The 14,810-nt window shown below is 69.1% G+C and carries 14 protein-coding genes; 11 read left to right on the top strand and 3 right to left on the bottom strand.

What is annotated here, in order from left to right; translation table 11 throughout:
• The 9 genes from ACFDTC_RS04305 to ACFDTC_RS04265 form a co-directional block, all read left to right on the top strand.
• A partial coding sequence (locus tag ACFDTC_RS04305; protein WP_375257641.1) for a BCCT family transporter occupies positions 1 to 257 on the top strand: 257 nt, incomplete at its 5' end.
• Positions 258 to 413: 156 nt separating this feature from the next.
• Positions 414 to 1,613 (top strand): aminotransferase class V-fold PLP-dependent enzyme, encoded by a 1,200-nt coding sequence (locus ACFDTC_RS04300; RefSeq protein ID WP_375257640.1) that lies wholly within the window; start codon positions 414 to 416, stop codon positions 1,611 to 1,613.
• A gap of 82 nt (positions 1,614 to 1,695) precedes the next feature.
• Complete coding sequence (locus tag ACFDTC_RS04295; protein WP_375257639.1) at positions 1,696 to 3,117, top strand: cryptochrome/photolyase family protein; 1,422 nt, start codon at positions 1,696 to 1,698, stop codon at positions 3,115 to 3,117.
• A 127-nt stretch (positions 3,118 to 3,244) separates the two neighbouring features.
• The gene (locus tag ACFDTC_RS04290; RefSeq protein ID WP_375257638.1) at positions 3,245 to 4,453 is read left to right on the top strand and encodes a class I SAM-dependent methyltransferase; all 1,209 of its coding nucleotides are present in this window, start codon (positions 3,245 to 3,247) and stop codon (positions 4,451 to 4,453) included.
• A 2-nt stretch (positions 4,454 to 4,455) separates the two neighbouring features.
• Positions 4,456 to 4,896 carry a TrgA family protein gene (locus ACFDTC_RS04285; RefSeq protein ID WP_375257637.1) on the top strand — a complete coding sequence of 147 codons (441 nt, stop codon included), beginning with the start codon at positions 4,456 to 4,458 and terminating at the stop codon, positions 4,894 to 4,896.
• Positions 4,896 to 6,017, top strand: a complete 1,122-nt coding sequence (locus tag ACFDTC_RS04280) for an NUDIX domain-containing protein (RefSeq protein ID WP_375257636.1) — start codon at positions 4,896 to 4,898, stop codon at positions 6,015 to 6,017. The genes ACFDTC_RS04285 and ACFDTC_RS04280 overlap by 1 nt, the downstream gene beginning before the upstream one ends.
• A gap of 51 nt (positions 6,018 to 6,068) precedes the next feature.
• A complete protein-coding gene (locus tag ACFDTC_RS04275; protein WP_375257635.1) occupies positions 6,069 to 7,097 on the top strand; it encodes a cysteine synthase A in 1,029 nt (342 codons plus the stop codon).
• Between the two features lie 3 nt (positions 7,098 to 7,100).
• Positions 7,101 to 9,518, top strand: a complete 2,418-nt coding sequence (locus ACFDTC_RS04270; protein ID WP_375257634.1) for a DUF3772 domain-containing protein — start codon at positions 7,101 to 7,103, stop codon at positions 9,516 to 9,518.
• Entirely contained in the window at positions 9,515 to 10,231 is a 717-nt protein-coding gene (locus ACFDTC_RS04265) for an alanyl-tRNA editing protein (RefSeq protein ID WP_375257633.1), read from the top strand. The genes ACFDTC_RS04270 and ACFDTC_RS04265 overlap by 4 nt, the downstream gene beginning before the upstream one ends.
• A 146-nt stretch (positions 10,232 to 10,377) precedes the next feature.
• Here the strand turns inward: ACFDTC_RS04265 and ACFDTC_RS04260 are convergent, their stop codons facing one another.
• Both ACFDTC_RS04260 and ACFDTC_RS04255 read right to left on the bottom strand, forming a co-directional pair.
• The gene (locus ACFDTC_RS04260) at positions 10,378 to 10,806 is read right to left on the bottom strand and encodes a Fur family transcriptional regulator (RefSeq protein ID WP_375257632.1); all 429 of its coding nucleotides are present in this window, start codon (positions 10,804 to 10,806) and stop codon (positions 10,378 to 10,380) included.
• A 55-nt stretch (positions 10,807 to 10,861) separates the two neighbouring features.
• Entirely contained in the window at positions 10,862 to 11,758 is an 897-nt protein-coding gene (locus ACFDTC_RS04255; protein WP_375257631.1) for a DMT family transporter, read from the bottom strand.
• A gap of 93 nt (positions 11,759 to 11,851) precedes the next feature.
• On the opposite strand from ACFDTC_RS04255, the gene ACFDTC_RS04250 reads away from it, so the two are divergent.
• Positions 11,852 to 12,754 (top strand): DMT family transporter, encoded by a 903-nt coding sequence (locus ACFDTC_RS04250; RefSeq protein WP_375257630.1) that lies wholly within the window; start codon positions 11,852 to 11,854, stop codon positions 12,752 to 12,754.
• Here ACFDTC_RS04250 and ACFDTC_RS04245 read toward each other — a convergent pair.
• A complete protein-coding gene (locus ACFDTC_RS04245; protein ID WP_375257629.1) occupies positions 12,751 to 14,169 on the bottom strand; it encodes a YdiU family protein in 1,419 nt (472 codons plus the stop codon). The two genes, ACFDTC_RS04250 and ACFDTC_RS04245, sit on opposite strands and share 4 nt — an antisense overlap.
• A 124-nt stretch (positions 14,170 to 14,293) precedes the next feature.
• Here ACFDTC_RS04245 and ACFDTC_RS04240 point away from each other — a divergent pair.
• Positions 14,294 to 14,810: cyclic nucleotide-binding/CBS domain-containing protein (locus ACFDTC_RS04240; RefSeq protein ID WP_375257628.1), on the top strand; the 517-nt coding region annotated here is incomplete at its 3' end.

Here is a 14,810-nt window from a genome sequence, read left to right as displayed (position 1 = left end):
TGTTCTTCGTGACCTCGTCGGATTCCGGCAGCCTTGTGATCGACACGATCACCGCTGGGGGCAAGGTCGACGCGCCGGTCCCGCAGCGGGTGTTCTGGTGCCTGATCGAGGGCGGGGTCGCGATCGCTCTGCTGGTAGGTGGCGGCCTGACGGCACTGCAGGCGATGGTGATCTCGACCGGTCTGCCATTCACGCTGGTTCTGCTGGTGATGTGCTTCGCCATCTATCGCGGGCTGAGCTCGGAAAAGCGCGTCTGAGCCGGCCAACGGCCTGAAAGAGTGACCTAGGGGCGTTCCGGCATCGGCCGGGGCGCCCTTTGCGTGACATGCGCCCGCGAACCGAAATCGCGCGGGCGGCTTGACCCCGCCTGCTTGCGGCGGTCTTGTCGCGGCGGAATATCAAGCGAGGCCGTCATGCTGGACATCGAATTCGTACGGGCACAATTCCCCGCCTTCCGCGAACCCGCGCTGCAGGGGCAGGCGTTCTTCGAGAACGCAGGCGGGTCCTATACCTGTGGCGCGGTGATCGACCGGCTGACGCGCTTCTACCACGACCGCAAGGTCCAGCCCTACGCGCCGTATCCCGCCAGCCAACGTGCCGGCGCCGAGATGGACGAGGCCCGCACGCGCCTGGCCGCGCTTCTTGGGGTCGACACCGACGAGGTCGCCTTCGGCCCGTCGACGACGCAGAACACCTACGTCCTTGCGCAGGCCTTCGCCGAGTTCCTAGAGCCGGGCGAGGCGATCATCGTGACCAACCAGGACCACGAGGCCAATTCGGGCCCGTGGCGGCGGCTGTCCGATCGCGGCATCGAGGTGCGCGAATGGGTCATCGACGCGGCGACCGGGCACCTGGACCCGGACGACCTTGAAGACCTGCTGGACGACAAGGTGCGCCTGGTCTGCTTCCCGCATTGCTCGAACGTCGTGGGCGAGATCAACCCGGTGCCCGAGATCACCGCGGTGGCGCACGCGGCCGGCGCCTTCGTCTGCGTCGACGGGGTCAGCTACGCGCCGCACGGCTTCCCGGATGTGGATGCGCTGGGCGCCGACATCTACCTGTTCTCCAGCTACAAGACCTACGGGCCCCACCAAGGGATCATGGTGATGCGCCGCGCGCTGGCCGAGGCGCTGCCCAACCAGGCGCACTGGTTCAACGGCGACACGCTCTACAAGCGGTTCACGCCGGCGGGGCCGGATCATGCGCAAGTCGCTGCCTGCGCGGGCATGGCCGATTATATCGACGCGCTGGCCGCGCATCACGGCACCGACGCCGCCGGCGTGCACGACCTGATGCGCGCGCACGAAATCGCACTGCTGCAGCCGCTGCTCGACATGGTGGCGGGGCGCAACGACGTGCGTCTGCTGGGCCCCGACCGGGCCGAACAGCGCGCGCCCACCGTCGCGCTGGCGCTGGACCGGCCCGCGCTTGGCGTGGCCGAGGCGCTGGCCGGTCACGGCGTTTGTGCGGGTGGCGGCAATTTCTATGCCGTGCGCGCCTTGCAGGGCATGGGCATCGATCCCGACCGAGGCGTGCTGCGCCTGTCCTTCGTGCATTACACGAGCGAGGAAGAAGTGGCGCAGGCGATGCGGGCGCTCGACGCTGTTCTCTGATCGCGCGTCTTGATCCGGGCGAGGGCGGGCTAGGTCTCGGGTCGCGACGGCGCGCCGTCGATCCGCTTGGATGGAGCAATCGTTGTCCGACCGCGCACCCATTATCCTTTGGTTCCGCCGCGACCTGCGGCTGAGCGACCATGCCGCCCTGCACGCCGCCGCCAAGTCGGGGCGCCCGGTGATCCCGGTGACGATCCGGGACCCGCTGGTCGACGGGTTGGGCGCCGCGCCGAAATGGCGGCTGGGCGCGGGGCTGGAGGTCTTCGGAGCCGCCTTACGCAAGGCGGGCTCGCGGTTGATCCTGCGCTCGGGCGAGGCGTATGAGGTACTGGCGAAGCTGGTGGACGAGACCGGCGCGGGCGACGTCTGGTGGATGCGTGCCTACGACCCGGACGCGGTCGCACGCGACAAGGCCGTGAAGGCGGCGCTTCAAGAGAAGGGCGTTACGGCCAAGTCCTGCGCCGGGCACGTGCTGTTCGAGCCGTGGACCGTCGAGACCGGAACAGGCGGCTACTACAAGGTGTACACCCCGTTCTGGAAGGCCGTGCGCGGCCGCGGGGTCGAGGCGCCGCTGCCAGCCCCCGGACGCATCCCCGCGCCCGATAGCTGGCCCGACAGCGAAGACCTGAAGGACTGGACCCTCGGCGCCGCGATGAATCGCGGGGCGGCGATCGTCGCACCCTGGGCCAACGTGGGCGAGGAAGCGGCGCAGGGCCGGCTGGGCGCCTTCATGGCCAACGTGGTCGACGGCTACGATGCCTCGCGCGATCTTCCGGGCGTGAACGGCACATCGAACCTGTCCGAGAACCTCACGCTGGGCGAGATCAGCCCGGCGCAATGCTGGCACGCCGGCCAGCGCGCCCGCGAGGAAGGCAAGAAGGGCGCCGAGACCTTCCTCAAGGAACTGGTCTGGCGCGACTTCGCCTACCATCTCGTGTGGCATACGCCGCACCTGCTGAACCGGAACTGGCGCACAGAATGGGACGCCTTCGGCTGGAGCGAGAACGCCGACCGCGCCGAGGTGCGCGCCTGGAAGCAGGGCAGAACGGGCATCCGTTTCGTCGATGCGGGCCAGCGCGAGATGTACGTCACCGGCCGCATGCACAACCGCGCGCGGATGATCGTGGCAAGCTACCTGACCAAGCACCTGATGACGCATTGGCGCATCGGACAGGCCTGGTTCGACGACCACCTGATCGACTGGGACCCGGCCAGCAACGCGCTGGGCTGGCAGTGGTCGGCCGGATCGGGCCCCGATGCCACGCCCTATTTCCGGGTGTTCAATCCGGTCACGCAGCTGGACCGGTTCGACAAGGACCGCGCCTATGTCGACCGGTGGATCGCCGAAGGGCAGGACGATCCGGCGCCCGAGGCGCTGTCGTATTTCGATGCGATTCCGCGGCGATGGAAGCTCGATCCGGGCGCGCCCTATCCGGACCCGGTGGTCGAACCCGGCGAGGGGCGCAGGCGGGCGCTCGCCGCCTACGAGAACCGCGACTTCTGAGTCGCCGCGCGTGCTGCGGCGGCATCCACGCGGCACAAGTGCGCGATGCGACGTGATAAAACGGCCTCAGCGCTTGCCCGTCCCCGATCCCCCTCTAAGATGTCGGTCAAATCGCATTGGGCCGAGCATGATCCTGACAAAGACCGAGAACGAACCGAATCTTCCGCGCTATTTCGCCCGGGTCTTCGCCCTCGCGCAGGAGATGAACGCCGGCCGTGCCGACTTCGTGTTACCCGACGGGCGCCGCTTTCGGGCCGAGGGGAAGAATCCCGGCCCCGTTGCCGAGATCCACATCCACAATCCCGACCTGTTCGCCCGTCTGATCCGAGAGGGCGACCTTGGGTTCTGCGAGGCCTACATGGACGGCTGGTGGTCGACGCCGGACCTGATGGCCTTCATGGATCTCGTGCACACCGACAACGACCACATCTACGACGGCTTCCCCGGCCAGCGGCTGGTGCGCGCCTACGAACAGCTGCGCTTCCTGCTGCAGCGCAACTCCAGGCGGCAGGCCAAGCGCAACATCTCGTACCACTACGACCTCGGGAACGAGTTCTACCGGCTCTGGCTGGACGACACGATGACCTATTCCTCGGCCCGGTTCGACACGGGGCAGGAGAGCATGGAGAAGGCGCAGATCGCCAAGTACGCGTCGCTGGTCGACCAAATGGGCGCGAAACCCGGCGACCACGTGCTCGAGATCGGCTGCGGCTGGGGCGGGTTTGCGGAATACGCCGCGAAGGAGCGCGGCCTGCGAGTCACCGGTCTGACGATTTCCGAGGAACAGTTCCGCTTCGCGCAGGACCGCATCAACGCAGCCGGCCTTCAGGACCGCGTCACGCTGAAACTCCAGGACTACCGCGACGAGCGCGGCACCTATGACGGCATCGCCTCGATCGAGATGTTCGAGGCCGTGGGCGAGAAATACTGGCCGGTCTACTTCGACACGCTGCGCGAGCGGCTGAAGCCCGGCGCGAACGCGACCTTGCAGATCATCACGGTCGCCCACCGGCGCTGGGCGGTCTACAAGCGCGGCGTGGACTTCATTCAGCGCTACATCTTCCCCGGCGGCATGCTGCCCAGCCCGGTGATCCTGCGCCAGCAGGTCGAGCGCGCCGGCCTGTCGGTGGAACGCTCGGTCGAGTTCGGCAAGAGCTACGACAAGACGCTGCGCCGCTGGCACCAGACCTTCAACGAGAAGTGGGACGAGATCGCGCGCCTCGGCTTCGACGACCGCTTCCGGCGGATGTGGAACTTCTACCTGACGTCCTGCGCCGCCAGCTTCGCGGTCGAGAACTGCGACGTGACGCAGATCACCGTCTCGCGGCCGGCCTGAGCATGCCGACCGGGGCAAGACTGGTCGCCGCGCTGGGCCTGGCGTTTCTCGGCTTGATCGTGTCCGGACAGGTGATCCTGCTCTATCCCGAGGCCACCGACTTCGGCTGGTTCACGACGATCAACACCGCGCTGGGCCTTCTGGTCGGCTGGCAGACCCTGGGGCCGCGCGCCGGACGGGGCGCGGCGGTGGCGATCACGAACGGCATCACCGGCGCGGTCGTGCTGCTGTTCTGGGCGCTGTTCGTGCAGGCCGTGAACGAGATGGTGCGGCTGGCGATGGCCAACCGCTATGACGGCCCGCTCGAGGCGCTGGTCGCGGTGTTCGAGATCGGCGTCGGCTTCTTCCTGCGCATCGCCACGCCGGGGATCCTGGTCACGCTGGCGATCGGCGGGGTGATCGTCTCGCTGGCGGCCGAGGCCGCGGCGCGCAGGTGGCGGTGATGGCGGACTTGGTCTTCTACGGCACGCTGCGTCACGCGCCGTTGCTGGAACGCATCCTTGGGCGCGCACCACGCGGTGTGGTGCCGGCGCGCATTCCCGGCCACGCCGTGCATTGGGTCGCGGACGAGCCGTTTCCGATGATCATGCCGAATGCCGACGCGAGTGCGCCGGCGCTGCTGCTGCGGGACGCGAGCGCCGAGGACGTGGCGCGGCTGGATTTCTACGAGGGCGGTTTTGCCTTCGACCTGCGCGATGTGGATGTCGACACCGATCAGGGACCGGCCCGCGCCCGCATCTACATGCCCCGCAAAGGGCATTGGTCCCCCGGCCCGGAATGGTCGCTGGAGGACTGGCTGCGCGACTGGGGCAGGGTCAGCATGGACGCCGCGGCCGAGGTCATGGACCGCTACGGTCGTCAGCCGGTCGAGCAGGTGCACGCGCTGCTGCCGATGTTCCGCGCCCGCGCCTGGGCGCGGCGCCTGGCCGAGGCGGGCGCGCCGTCGACCCTGCGCCGCGCGCCCGCCGAGGGCGAGGTGGACCTGCGGCTGCGCGACGACGGCTATGACGGTTTCATGCGCTTGCGGCGCTTCGACCTGCAGCACCGCACCTTCGACGGCAACTGGTCCGAGCCTCTGACGCGCGAAACGCTGGTCAGCTTCGACGTCGCACTGGTGCTGCCCTACGACCCGGTTACCGACAAGGTCCTGCTGGTGGAGCAGGTGCGCTATGGCCCGCTGCTGCGGGGCGACCCGGCGCCCTGGGTGCTGGAACCGGTGGCGGGTTTCGTCGATGCGGGCGAGTTGCCCGAGGTCGCGGCCCGGCGCGAGACCCGTGAAGAGGCGGGGCTGGACCTGCACGAGCTGCTTCCGATGGTCCGGGCCTATTCCTCGCCCGGCTACTCGACCGAGTTCTTCCACCTGTTCCTGGGCCTATGCGACCTGTCGGGGCGCGAGCGTGCGCATGGCGGCCTTGCGGACGAGAACGAGGATATCCGCAGCCACGCCATCCCCTTCGACGACGCGATGGCGCTGCTCGACAGCGGCGAGGTCAACGTCGCGCCCTTGGCCATGATGCTGCTCTGGCTCGCACGGCACCGTGAGAGGCTGCGCGCCTCTGCTTGAGTTCCGCCGGCCGCGCCACTAGGGTCCGCGCCAAAAGGAAGGACGTGCTCCATGCGTATTGCCAGCGATCTGCCCGACGCCGTCGGGAACACGCCGCTCATCCGCCTGCGCAAGGCGTCCGAGGCCACCGGATGCACGATTCTCGGCAAGGCCGAGTTCATGAACCCGGGCCAGTCGGTCAAGGACCGCGCGGCGCTCTACATCATCCGCGACGCGATGGAGAAGGGCCTGCTAGAACCCGGCGGCACCATCGTCGAGGGCACCGCCGGCAATACCGGCATCGGGCTTGCGCTGGTGGGCGCGTCGCTGGGGTTCAAGACGGTCATCGTCATCCCCGAGACGCAGAGCCAGGAAAAGAAGGACATGCTGCGGCTCGCCGGCGCGCAGCTGGTCGAGGTGCCCGCAGCGCCCTACAAGAACCCCAACAACTACGTCCGCTACTCGGGCCGTCTGGCCGAGGAACTGGCCAAGTCCGAGCCGCACGGCGCGATCTGGGCCAACCAGTTCGACAACGTCGCCAACCGTCGCGCGCATGTGGAAACCACCGGCCCCGAGATCTGGGAGCAGACCGGCGGCAAGGTCGACGGCTTCATCTGCGCGGCAGGTTCGGGCGGCACCGTGGCCGGCGTGGCCGAGGCGCTGCAGCCCAAAGGCGTGAAAGTCGGCTTGGCCGACCCCGAGGGCGCGGGCCTGTTCAAGATCTACACCGGCGAGGAAAACCCCGGCGATTCCGTCACCGAGGGGATCGGGCAGGGGCGCATCACCGCCAACCTCGAGGGCTTCACGCCCGACTTCGTCTGCCGCATCCCCGATGCCGAGGCGCTGCCGGTCGCGTTCGACCTGCTTTCCGAGGAAGGGCTGTGCATGGGCGGATCGACCGGCGTGAACGTCGCCGGCGCAATGCGCATGGCGCGCGAGATGGGCCCGGGCCACACGATCGTCACGATCCTGTGCGACTACGGCAACCGCTATCAGTCGAAGCTGTTCAACATCGACTTCCTGCGCGGCAAGGGCCTGCCCGTGCCGTCCTGGCTGGACCGCGCGCCGGCCTCGATCCCCGGCGTCTTCGAGCCGGTCTAGGCCATGGCCTTCGGATGGCTTCGCGCGGCGCTTCTGGCGCTTCTTCTGTCGTGCGCAGCCGCGTTCGCGCAGGACGAAGGCGGGGCGGTCGATTACGAGTTGTGGTCCGACCGCGCCGCCGAGGCGCAAGAGCTCGTCGAGCGCGGCGAGGCTTCGAACCAGGCGCTCGAGGTGCTGCGCGCCGACATCGCGACGTGGCGCGAGCGGTTCCTGGCCGCGCAGAACGTCAATTCGGCGCGGATCGCGACGCTTCAGGCGCAGATCGACGCGCTGGGCGAGGCCCCCGAAAGCGGCGCCGAACCGCCCGAGATCTACGACCGGCGACAGCAGCTGCGCGAGCAGATGCGCGAGCTCATGGTCCCCGTGCGCCGCGCCGAAGAGGCGTTCACGCTGGCCGACGGCATCGTGGCCGAGATCGACGCGATCATCCGCGACCGCCAGACCGAGGAGATGCTCGAGCTGGGGCCGAGCCCGCTGAACCCGACCCTGTGGCGGCCGGCGGTCTCGGACCTTGCGGGCTCCGTCGCGCGGTCGGTGGGCGAATTCCGCGAGCGGTTGGCCGAGCCCGCGCTGCGGGCCGAGGCGCGCGCGAACCTGCTGCCGATCCTGGGGCTGACCGGCTTCGCGCTTCTGCTGATGGTACGCGGCCGACGCTGGACGCATCTGGGCGTCGACATGCTGCGCGGCGACCGCAGCCGCGGCTCGGGCGTGTTCCGCTTCCTGCTGTCGTTGGGGCAGATCGTGTTGCCGCTGCTGGGCATTTTCGCGCTGGCCGAGGCGCTGGAGATGACGGGCCTGTTCGGCACGCGGCTGACGCTTTTGCTCGAACAGATCCCGATCTGGGCGGTGATCCTGCTGGGCACCCAGTGGCTGGCCGATCAGGCGTTCAACGAGGACGACGACGTGGCGGCGGTGCCGCTCGATCCCGGCGACCGGCGCGAGGCGCGCACCTATGCGCGCGCCCTATCGGTGTTGATCGTGATGCGCAGCATCTTGGCGGCGTTGACCGACATCGACGAATACGGCCCCGCCACCACGGCGGTGGTGGGCTTTCCGCTGCTTCTGCTGGCGGGCATCTCGCTGGTCCAGCTTGGCCGCATCCGCACCCGGTCGGCCGCCGCCGAGGCATCGGTCGAGGCGGGCGAGACCACGCTGTTCCGCCAGCGCGTGGCGACGCTGCTGTCGCGCGGCGCGATCCTGGTGGGCGTCGCCGCGCCCGTGCTGGCCGCCATCGGCTACCGCAACCTGGGCGAGGCGCTGGTCTATCCGGCGGTCGCCACGCTGGCGCTGTTCGGCATGGTGGTGGTGCTGCAGGGCTTCTTCAACTCGCTCTACAAGCTGACCACCGGCGTGTCGGCCGCCGAATCCGACAGCCTTGTCCCGGTGCTGGTCGGCTTCGTGCTGACGCTGGCTGCGGTGCCGGCGCTCGCGCTGGTCTGGGGCGCGCGCCTGGCGGATCTGACCGAGATCTGGGCCCGCTTCCAGGAAGGCCTGATGCTGGGCGAGGCGCGCATCCGCCCCGGCGACTTCATCGCGGTGATCCTGGTCTTCATGCTGGGCTTCGTCATCACGCGGCTGGTGCAGGGGGCGCTGCGCAGCTCGGTGCTGCCGCGCACGCGGATCGACCCGGGCGGTCAGACGGCGATCGTTTCCGGGCTGGGTTACGTCGGTATCGCCATCGCCGGGGTCGCCGCGATCACCGCGGGCGGGCTGGACCTCAGTTCGCTCGCCATCGTGGCGGGGGCATTGTCGGTCGGCATCGGTTTCGGCCTGCGCACGGTGGTCGAGAACTTCGTCTCGGGCATCCTGCTTCTGATCGAGCGGCCGATCTCGGAAGGCGACTGGATCGAGGTCGGCGGCACGCACGGCATCGTCAAGGACATCGCCGTTCGCGCGACCCGGATCGAGACCTTCGACCGCTTCGACGTGATCGTGCCGAACGCGGACCTGATCTCGGGCGTGGTGCGCAACTACACCCGCGGAAACGTGCTTGGCCGCGTCGTGGTGCCGGTCAAGGTGGCCTACGGGACCGACACCCGGAAGGTGGAAAGCATTCTGCTGAACATCGCGCGCACGCACGACATGGTGCTGATGAACCCCGAGCCCTACATCTATTTCAAGGGCTTCGACGAGGGCGTGCTGGAGTTCGAGATCCGCGCCATCCTGCGCGACGTCAACGTCATCCTGGACGTGATCACCGACATGAACCATTCCGTCATCGCGCGCCTCGCCGAAGAGGGAATCGAGATTCCCTTCCCGCAGCGCGACCTGTGGCTGCGCAACCCGGAAACGCTGCCCGGCGCGGGGCAGCCGCGACCGAAACGCGCGGCGGCCAGCTCGGCGGAGGGGACGGCCGCGGGGGCCGCGCGACCGCGCGGCGACAGGCCAGAGAGTTACAGCGGTCAGGAGGACCCGGAATGAACGACCCGCTCTATCGCACCGCCCCCTACGAGCGCGAAGCCGCGGGCCGGGTCCGGTCGGTGACGGCCGAGGGCGGCGTGATCGTCGATCCGCCGCTGTTCTACCCCACGGGCGGGGGACAGCCCGGCGACAGCGGCTGGCTGGACTGGTCCGGCAAGAGCATCGCCATCGCGACGGCGGTCAAGGCGCCGGACGGCGGCTCGATCCTGGTGCCGGCCGAGCCGATGGCCCTGCCGCCCGAGGGCGCCGCGGTAACACAACGGCTGGACTGGGAACGGCGGCACAAGCACATGCGCATGCATACGGCGCTGCACCTGCTGAGCGTGGTCATCCCGCTGCCGGTGACCGGCGGCGCCATCGCGGCGGGGACCGGTCGGCTGGATTTCGCGATGCCCGAACCGCCCGAGGATCGCGACGCGATCGAGGAGGCGCTGAACGCGCTGGTTGACGAGGATCTGCCCGTGACCGAAAGCTGGATCACCGAGGCCGAACTGGACGCCAACCCGGGACTGGTCAAGACGATGTCCGTGCAGCCGCCGCGCGGGGCAGGGCGCATCCGCCTCATCCGGATCGGCGAGGGCGCGGCACAGGTCGACCTGCAGCCCTGCGGCGGCACGCACGTGGCGCGCACCGGCGAGATCGGGACCATTGTGCTGGGCAAGATCGCCAACAAAGGCAAGCAGAACCGCCGGGTGAGCATCTCTCTGGGCTGAGGCGGCGTGATCCGGCGGAGCGCCCTGCGGGCGCGCCATATGTCCGGCCCCCTCTCTGGCCTTCCCCCCACGCCGGGGGAGGGAACGGCGCCGCGACCGTCCCAGCGAAACACCCTTCCGGTGTGGAGCGGGCGTTGCGCCATGGTTCAATCTTCGCGCGTGTTGTTCTTCTTGCGCGGGACGCCGTACAGCTCCATCCGGTGGCCCTGCAGCGTGTAGCCGAGCTTTTCCGCGATCCGTTCCTGCAGCGCCTCGATCTCGGGGTCGAAGAACTCGATCACGCGGCCGGTCGTGACGTCGATGAGGTGATCGTGGTGAGCGCGCTCGGCGTCCTCGTAGCGCGCGCGGCCGTCGCCGAAATCGACCTTCTCGAGGATGCCTTCCTCTTCGAACAGCTTCACGGTCCTGTATACGGTCGCGATCGAGATGCGCGGGTCGCGGGCCGACGCGCGTGCGTGGAGTTCCTCGACATCCGGGTGGTCGCGGGATTCGTCCAGCACGTCGGCGATGGTGCGGCGCTGTCCGGTCATGCGCAGGCCGCTATCCTCGCAGCGCTTGGCGATCGTGTCGGTCATCGTGATCTCCGGGGCTTTTCCCGTTTTGCCAAATGCCCGCGCCGGGGCCAAGCCTTCACGCGCGCCGCCGGTGGCCGTGCACGAGGTACAGCGCCAATGCGCTGACCACCACCGCGCCGCCGGTCAGCATGCGCGTGCCGGGCGTTTCGCCCAGGACGAGCCAGACCCAGAGCGGGCCGAGTACCGTCTCGAGCAGCATCAGCAGGCCGACATTGGCCGCCGCGGTGTGACGCGAGGCCTGCGAGAGCGCGAAGAACGACAGCGGCAGGATGGCGATGCCGCAGACGAGGATCGCCCAGACAGTGCCGTCCATCATGTGCGCCGGACCCGTCGCGGTCCAGCCGACTATGCCCGCCGCCAGCGCGCCGAGGCCGATCGCCAGCAGCAGCGGCAGGCGCGGGTGGTGGCGCAGCGTGACGAAGTTCAGCGCCAGCGCCACGGCGACGCCCAATCCGCAGGCGAGGCCGGTGAGCGCGGCGGCGTCGAGTCCGGCATCGCCCTTGTCCGTGACGGCGTAGAGCAGCGCGGCCAGCACGACGGCGATGGTCAGCCAGGTGGTGCGCGAGGTCGGCTCGCCGTGCAGCACGCGTGCCAGGATCGCCGACCAGATCGGCGCCGTCGCCACGCCGATCAGCACCGGCGCCACGGGGGCCGCGGCGATCCCGAGCGGGAACAGCAGCGCGTTGGCGGCCTGGCAGAGCACGATCAGGACCGCCGAGCCGGTGCCCAGACGGATGAGGTCGCCGACACGGTCGGTGCTGGTCAGCGACCAGGCGATCAGGAAGACGGTGCCCATGCAGATCCCGCGCCAGCCTAGCATCTGCAGGCCGTCCATGCCCGACAGGCGCATGAACAGCGCGTCCGGCGTCAGGATCAGCGCGCCCACCAGCGCCAGTCCCACGCCGGAACGCAGGCTGATGCCGGTGGCCGGTGCCACGGTGTGTTCCGTCATGTCTCTCCTTCCGAAGGCGTCCGGCGGATCTGTCGTCGGACGCAGCGGCGGCGGGGCATTGACCTTGGCCGCGCGCTGGGGTGGATGTGACCCATGGCGCGCAGGGATGCAATCGATCTGGTCGGCGCATCGGGCCTCGTGATCTTCAGCACGCTGCTGGCGGCCAACCAGGTGGTGATCAAGCTGACCAATGGCGGCATCGGCCCGATCTTCGGCGCCGGGTTGCGCTCGGCCATGGCGCTGTGCGTGCTGGGCCTCTGGGTCTGGCTGGCGCGGCGCAGGATCACCGGCGTGCGGGCCGCGTTCTGGCCGGGGCTGATGCTGGGCGGCTTCTTCTCGCTGGAGTTCGTGATGCTGTTCCTGGCGCTCGACCTGACCTCGGTCTCGCGGGCGTCGATCCTGTTCTATTCGATGCCCGTGTGGCTGGCGGTCGTGGCGCATTTCGTGCTGCCCGGAGAGCGTCTGTCGGTGCGGCGCGTGGTCGGCCTCGGACTGGCGATGGCCGGAGTTGCCTGGGCGCTGGCCGATCCGCAGAGCCGCGATGCGGGCGATCTGCTCGGCGACCTGCTGGCGCTGGGCGCGGCCTTCGCCTGGATGGGGATCGCGTTGACGGTGCGGCTGACGCGGGTGTCGCGGCTGACGGCCGAGACACAGCTGTTCTTCCAGCTGGCGATTTCGGCCGTGGCACTTATCGCCGTGGCGCCGCTGTTCGGACCCCTGCTGCGCGATCCCACGTGGCTGCACTGGGCCGGCCTGGGTTTCCAGGCGGCCGTGGTGGCCAGCCTGGGCTTCCTGTTCTGGCTGGCGCTGATGGCGATCTACCCCGCGTCTGACATCGCGGCGTTCTCGTTCCTGTCGCCGGTCCTTGCGGTCGGCATGGGCTGGCTGCTGCTGGACGAACCGATCGGGCCGGGTTTCGTGGGCGCGCTGTCGCTGGTCGCGGTCGGCATCGTCCTGATCAACCTGCGCCGCAAGACGCCCGCCGGCGCGGCCTAGGTGCCGCAGAAGGTCGCGGTGACGACCTCGTCGTGCGTGGGCGGGCGCCGCAGGTCGGCGGCGTCCGGCTGGTCCGAGAACGGGTCCGCCAGCACGGCGTTCAGCCGGTGGAAGGGCGCATCGTCCCCCGCGACCGCGGCGGCGATCATTTCCTCGATCCGGTGGTTGCGGGGGATGAAGGCGGGGTTCGCGGCGCGCATCGCGGCCTCGGGATCGGCCTCGTCCTCGATCCGGGTGCGCCAGCGCGCGTGCCACTTGTCGAAGCCGTCGCGGTCGGCGATCTCGTCACGGGCGGTGCCGTCCGCCAGACCGCGGAACGTGTTCGTGAAGTCCGAACTGCCCGCGTGCATCAGGTCCAGCAGGTCGGCGACGAGGCCTGCATCCTCGGCGCGCGGCGCGGTGATCCCCAGCTTGGCGGCGAAGCGGGTCAGCCATTCGGCGCGGATCAGGTCGGGCATGGCGTGGATCTGGCGGGTGAAGGTCTCGATCGCCTCCGACTCGTCGGGCATCAGCGGGACGAGTGCCGTGGCGAGCTGCGCCATGTTCCACACGATGATGTCCGCCTGCGCAGCGTACCCGTAGCGGCCGAACCGGTCGATGGACGAGAACACCGTGTCCGGCGCGTAGGCATCCATGAAGGCGCAGGGGCCATAATCGATCGTCTCGCCGGACAGTGTGCAATTGTCGGTGTTCATCACGCCGTGGATGAACCCCAGCGCCATCCATTGCGCCACCAGCTTCGCCTGACGCTCGATCACCACGTCCAGAAGCTCGGACGGGTCACGCGCCTGCGGGTAGTGCCGCGCGACGGTGTAGTCGAAGAGCGCGCGCAGGGCATCCGTGTCCTGGCGGGCCGAGAAGATCTGGAACGTGCCGACGCGGATGTGGCTGGCGGCCACGCGCGTCAGAACGGCGCCGGGCAAGGGCACCTCGCGCAACACGGTCTCGCCCGTGCGCACGGCCGCCAGCGCCCGGGTCGTTGGGACGCCAAGGGCATGCATCGCCTCGGACACCACGTATTCGCGCAGCACCGGCCCCAGCCAGGCGCGGCCGTCGCCCATGCGCGAGAACGGCGTGCGGCCCGACCCCTTGAGCTGGATGTCGCGGCGGGCGCCCGTCCGATCCGTCACCTCGCCCAGAAGGATCGCGCGACCGTCGCCCAGCTGCGGGTTGAACTGGCCGAACTGGTGACCGGCATAAAGCTGCGCCAGCGGTTCTGCGCCGTCCGGAACATCGTTCCCGGCGAAGATCGCGGCCAGTCGCGCATCGTCCGCGCCGTCGATGCCGAGCTCGCGTGCGAGCGCGTCGTTGAACGCGATCAGCGCGGGATCGGCGACCGGAACCGGCGCTTGCCGGGCATAGAATCCCTCGGGCAGGCGGGCGTAGGTGTTGTCGAACGGAATTTTCAAACTCATTCCCCCCATATAGGTCCGGCCGAAGCCGGATGAAACCGCGCGCTTCCGGTGAAGCGGCGCGGGACCAGACGGGCACCGGATCGGCCATGCCGAGCGGCGTCCGCGAACCTGACAGGAGAGCGACATGTCGCAAGACAGCGAGTATTCCATGAAGCTTCGCGACCGGCCCGAGTTCCGGTCCAAGCCCAAACCGATGACGTTTTCCGGCGACGCCACCGTCAAGGAGGCGGTGCTGGCGATGAGCGAGGCCAATTATGGCTCGGTCGTCATCGTGGACGCCGATCAGCGTGTGACGGGCATCGTGACCGAGCGCGACGTCATGCGCAAGATCGTCGCACGCGACCGCGACGCCGACACCACCAAGCTGAGCGAGATCATGACCCGCGACCCGCGAGTCGCGCGCGAGACGGACGATCTGGTCGACTGGCTGCGGATCATGTCCAACGAGCGGTTCCGCCGCCTGCCGGTGGTTGATGCCGAGGGGCGCATCACGGCGCTGTTCACGCAAGGCGATTTCGTCAGCTACACGTGGCCGGACCTGATCTACCACGCGAAGGAGCTGGCTAAGGCAAGCGTCGGCCGAAACTACCCGATCTGGCTGATCGGCGGCGGCATCATGCTCTACTCGATCCTGATGATCA

Origin of the sequence: Citreimonas sp., assembly GCF_042096055.1 — a bacterium.
Lineage (GTDB): Bacteria > Pseudomonadota > Alphaproteobacteria > Rhodobacterales > Rhodobacteraceae > Citreimonas.
Note: the sequence above shows the minus strand (reverse complement) of the source record. Positions and strands in the feature narration are given on the sequence as shown.

Bases quoted from the DNA above. Each gene is read 5' to 3' on its own strand.
- ACFDTC_RS04300 (WP_375257640.1), top strand. From the start codon at position 414: ATGCTGGACATCGAATTCGTACGGGCACAATTCCCCGCCTTCCGCGAA.
- ACFDTC_RS04290 (WP_375257638.1), top strand. From the start codon at position 3,245: ATGATCCTGACAAAGACCGAGAACGAACCGAATCTTCCGCGCTATTTC.
- ACFDTC_RS04285 (WP_375257637.1), top strand. From the start codon at position 4,456: ATGCCGACCGGGGCAAGACTGGTCGCCGCGCTGGGCCTGGCGTTTCTC.
- ACFDTC_RS04280 (WP_375257636.1), top strand. From the start codon at position 4,896: ATGGCGGACTTGGTCTTCTACGGCACGCTGCGTCACGCGCCGTTGCTG.
- ACFDTC_RS04275 (WP_375257635.1), top strand. From the start codon at position 6,069: ATGCGTATTGCCAGCGATCTGCCCGACGCCGTCGGGAACACGCCGCTC.
- ACFDTC_RS04270 (WP_375257634.1), top strand. From the start codon at position 7,101: ATGGCCTTCGGATGGCTTCGCGCGGCGCTTCTGGCGCTTCTTCTGTCG.
- ACFDTC_RS04265 (WP_375257633.1), top strand. From the start codon at position 9,515: ATGAACGACCCGCTCTATCGCACCGCCCCCTACGAGCGCGAAGCCGCG.
- ACFDTC_RS04260 (WP_375257632.1), bottom strand. From the start codon at position 10,806: ATGACCGACACGATCGCCAAGCGCTGCGAGGATAGCGGCCTGCGCATG.
- ACFDTC_RS04255 (WP_375257631.1), bottom strand. From the start codon at position 11,758: ATGACGGAACACACCGTGGCACCGGCCACCGGCATCAGCCTGCGTTCC.
- ACFDTC_RS04250 (WP_375257630.1), top strand. From the start codon at position 11,852: ATGGCGCGCAGGGATGCAATCGATCTGGTCGGCGCATCGGGCCTCGTG.
- ACFDTC_RS04245 (WP_375257629.1), bottom strand. From the start codon at position 14,169: ATGAGTTTGAAAATTCCGTTCGACAACACCTACGCCCGCCTGCCCGAG.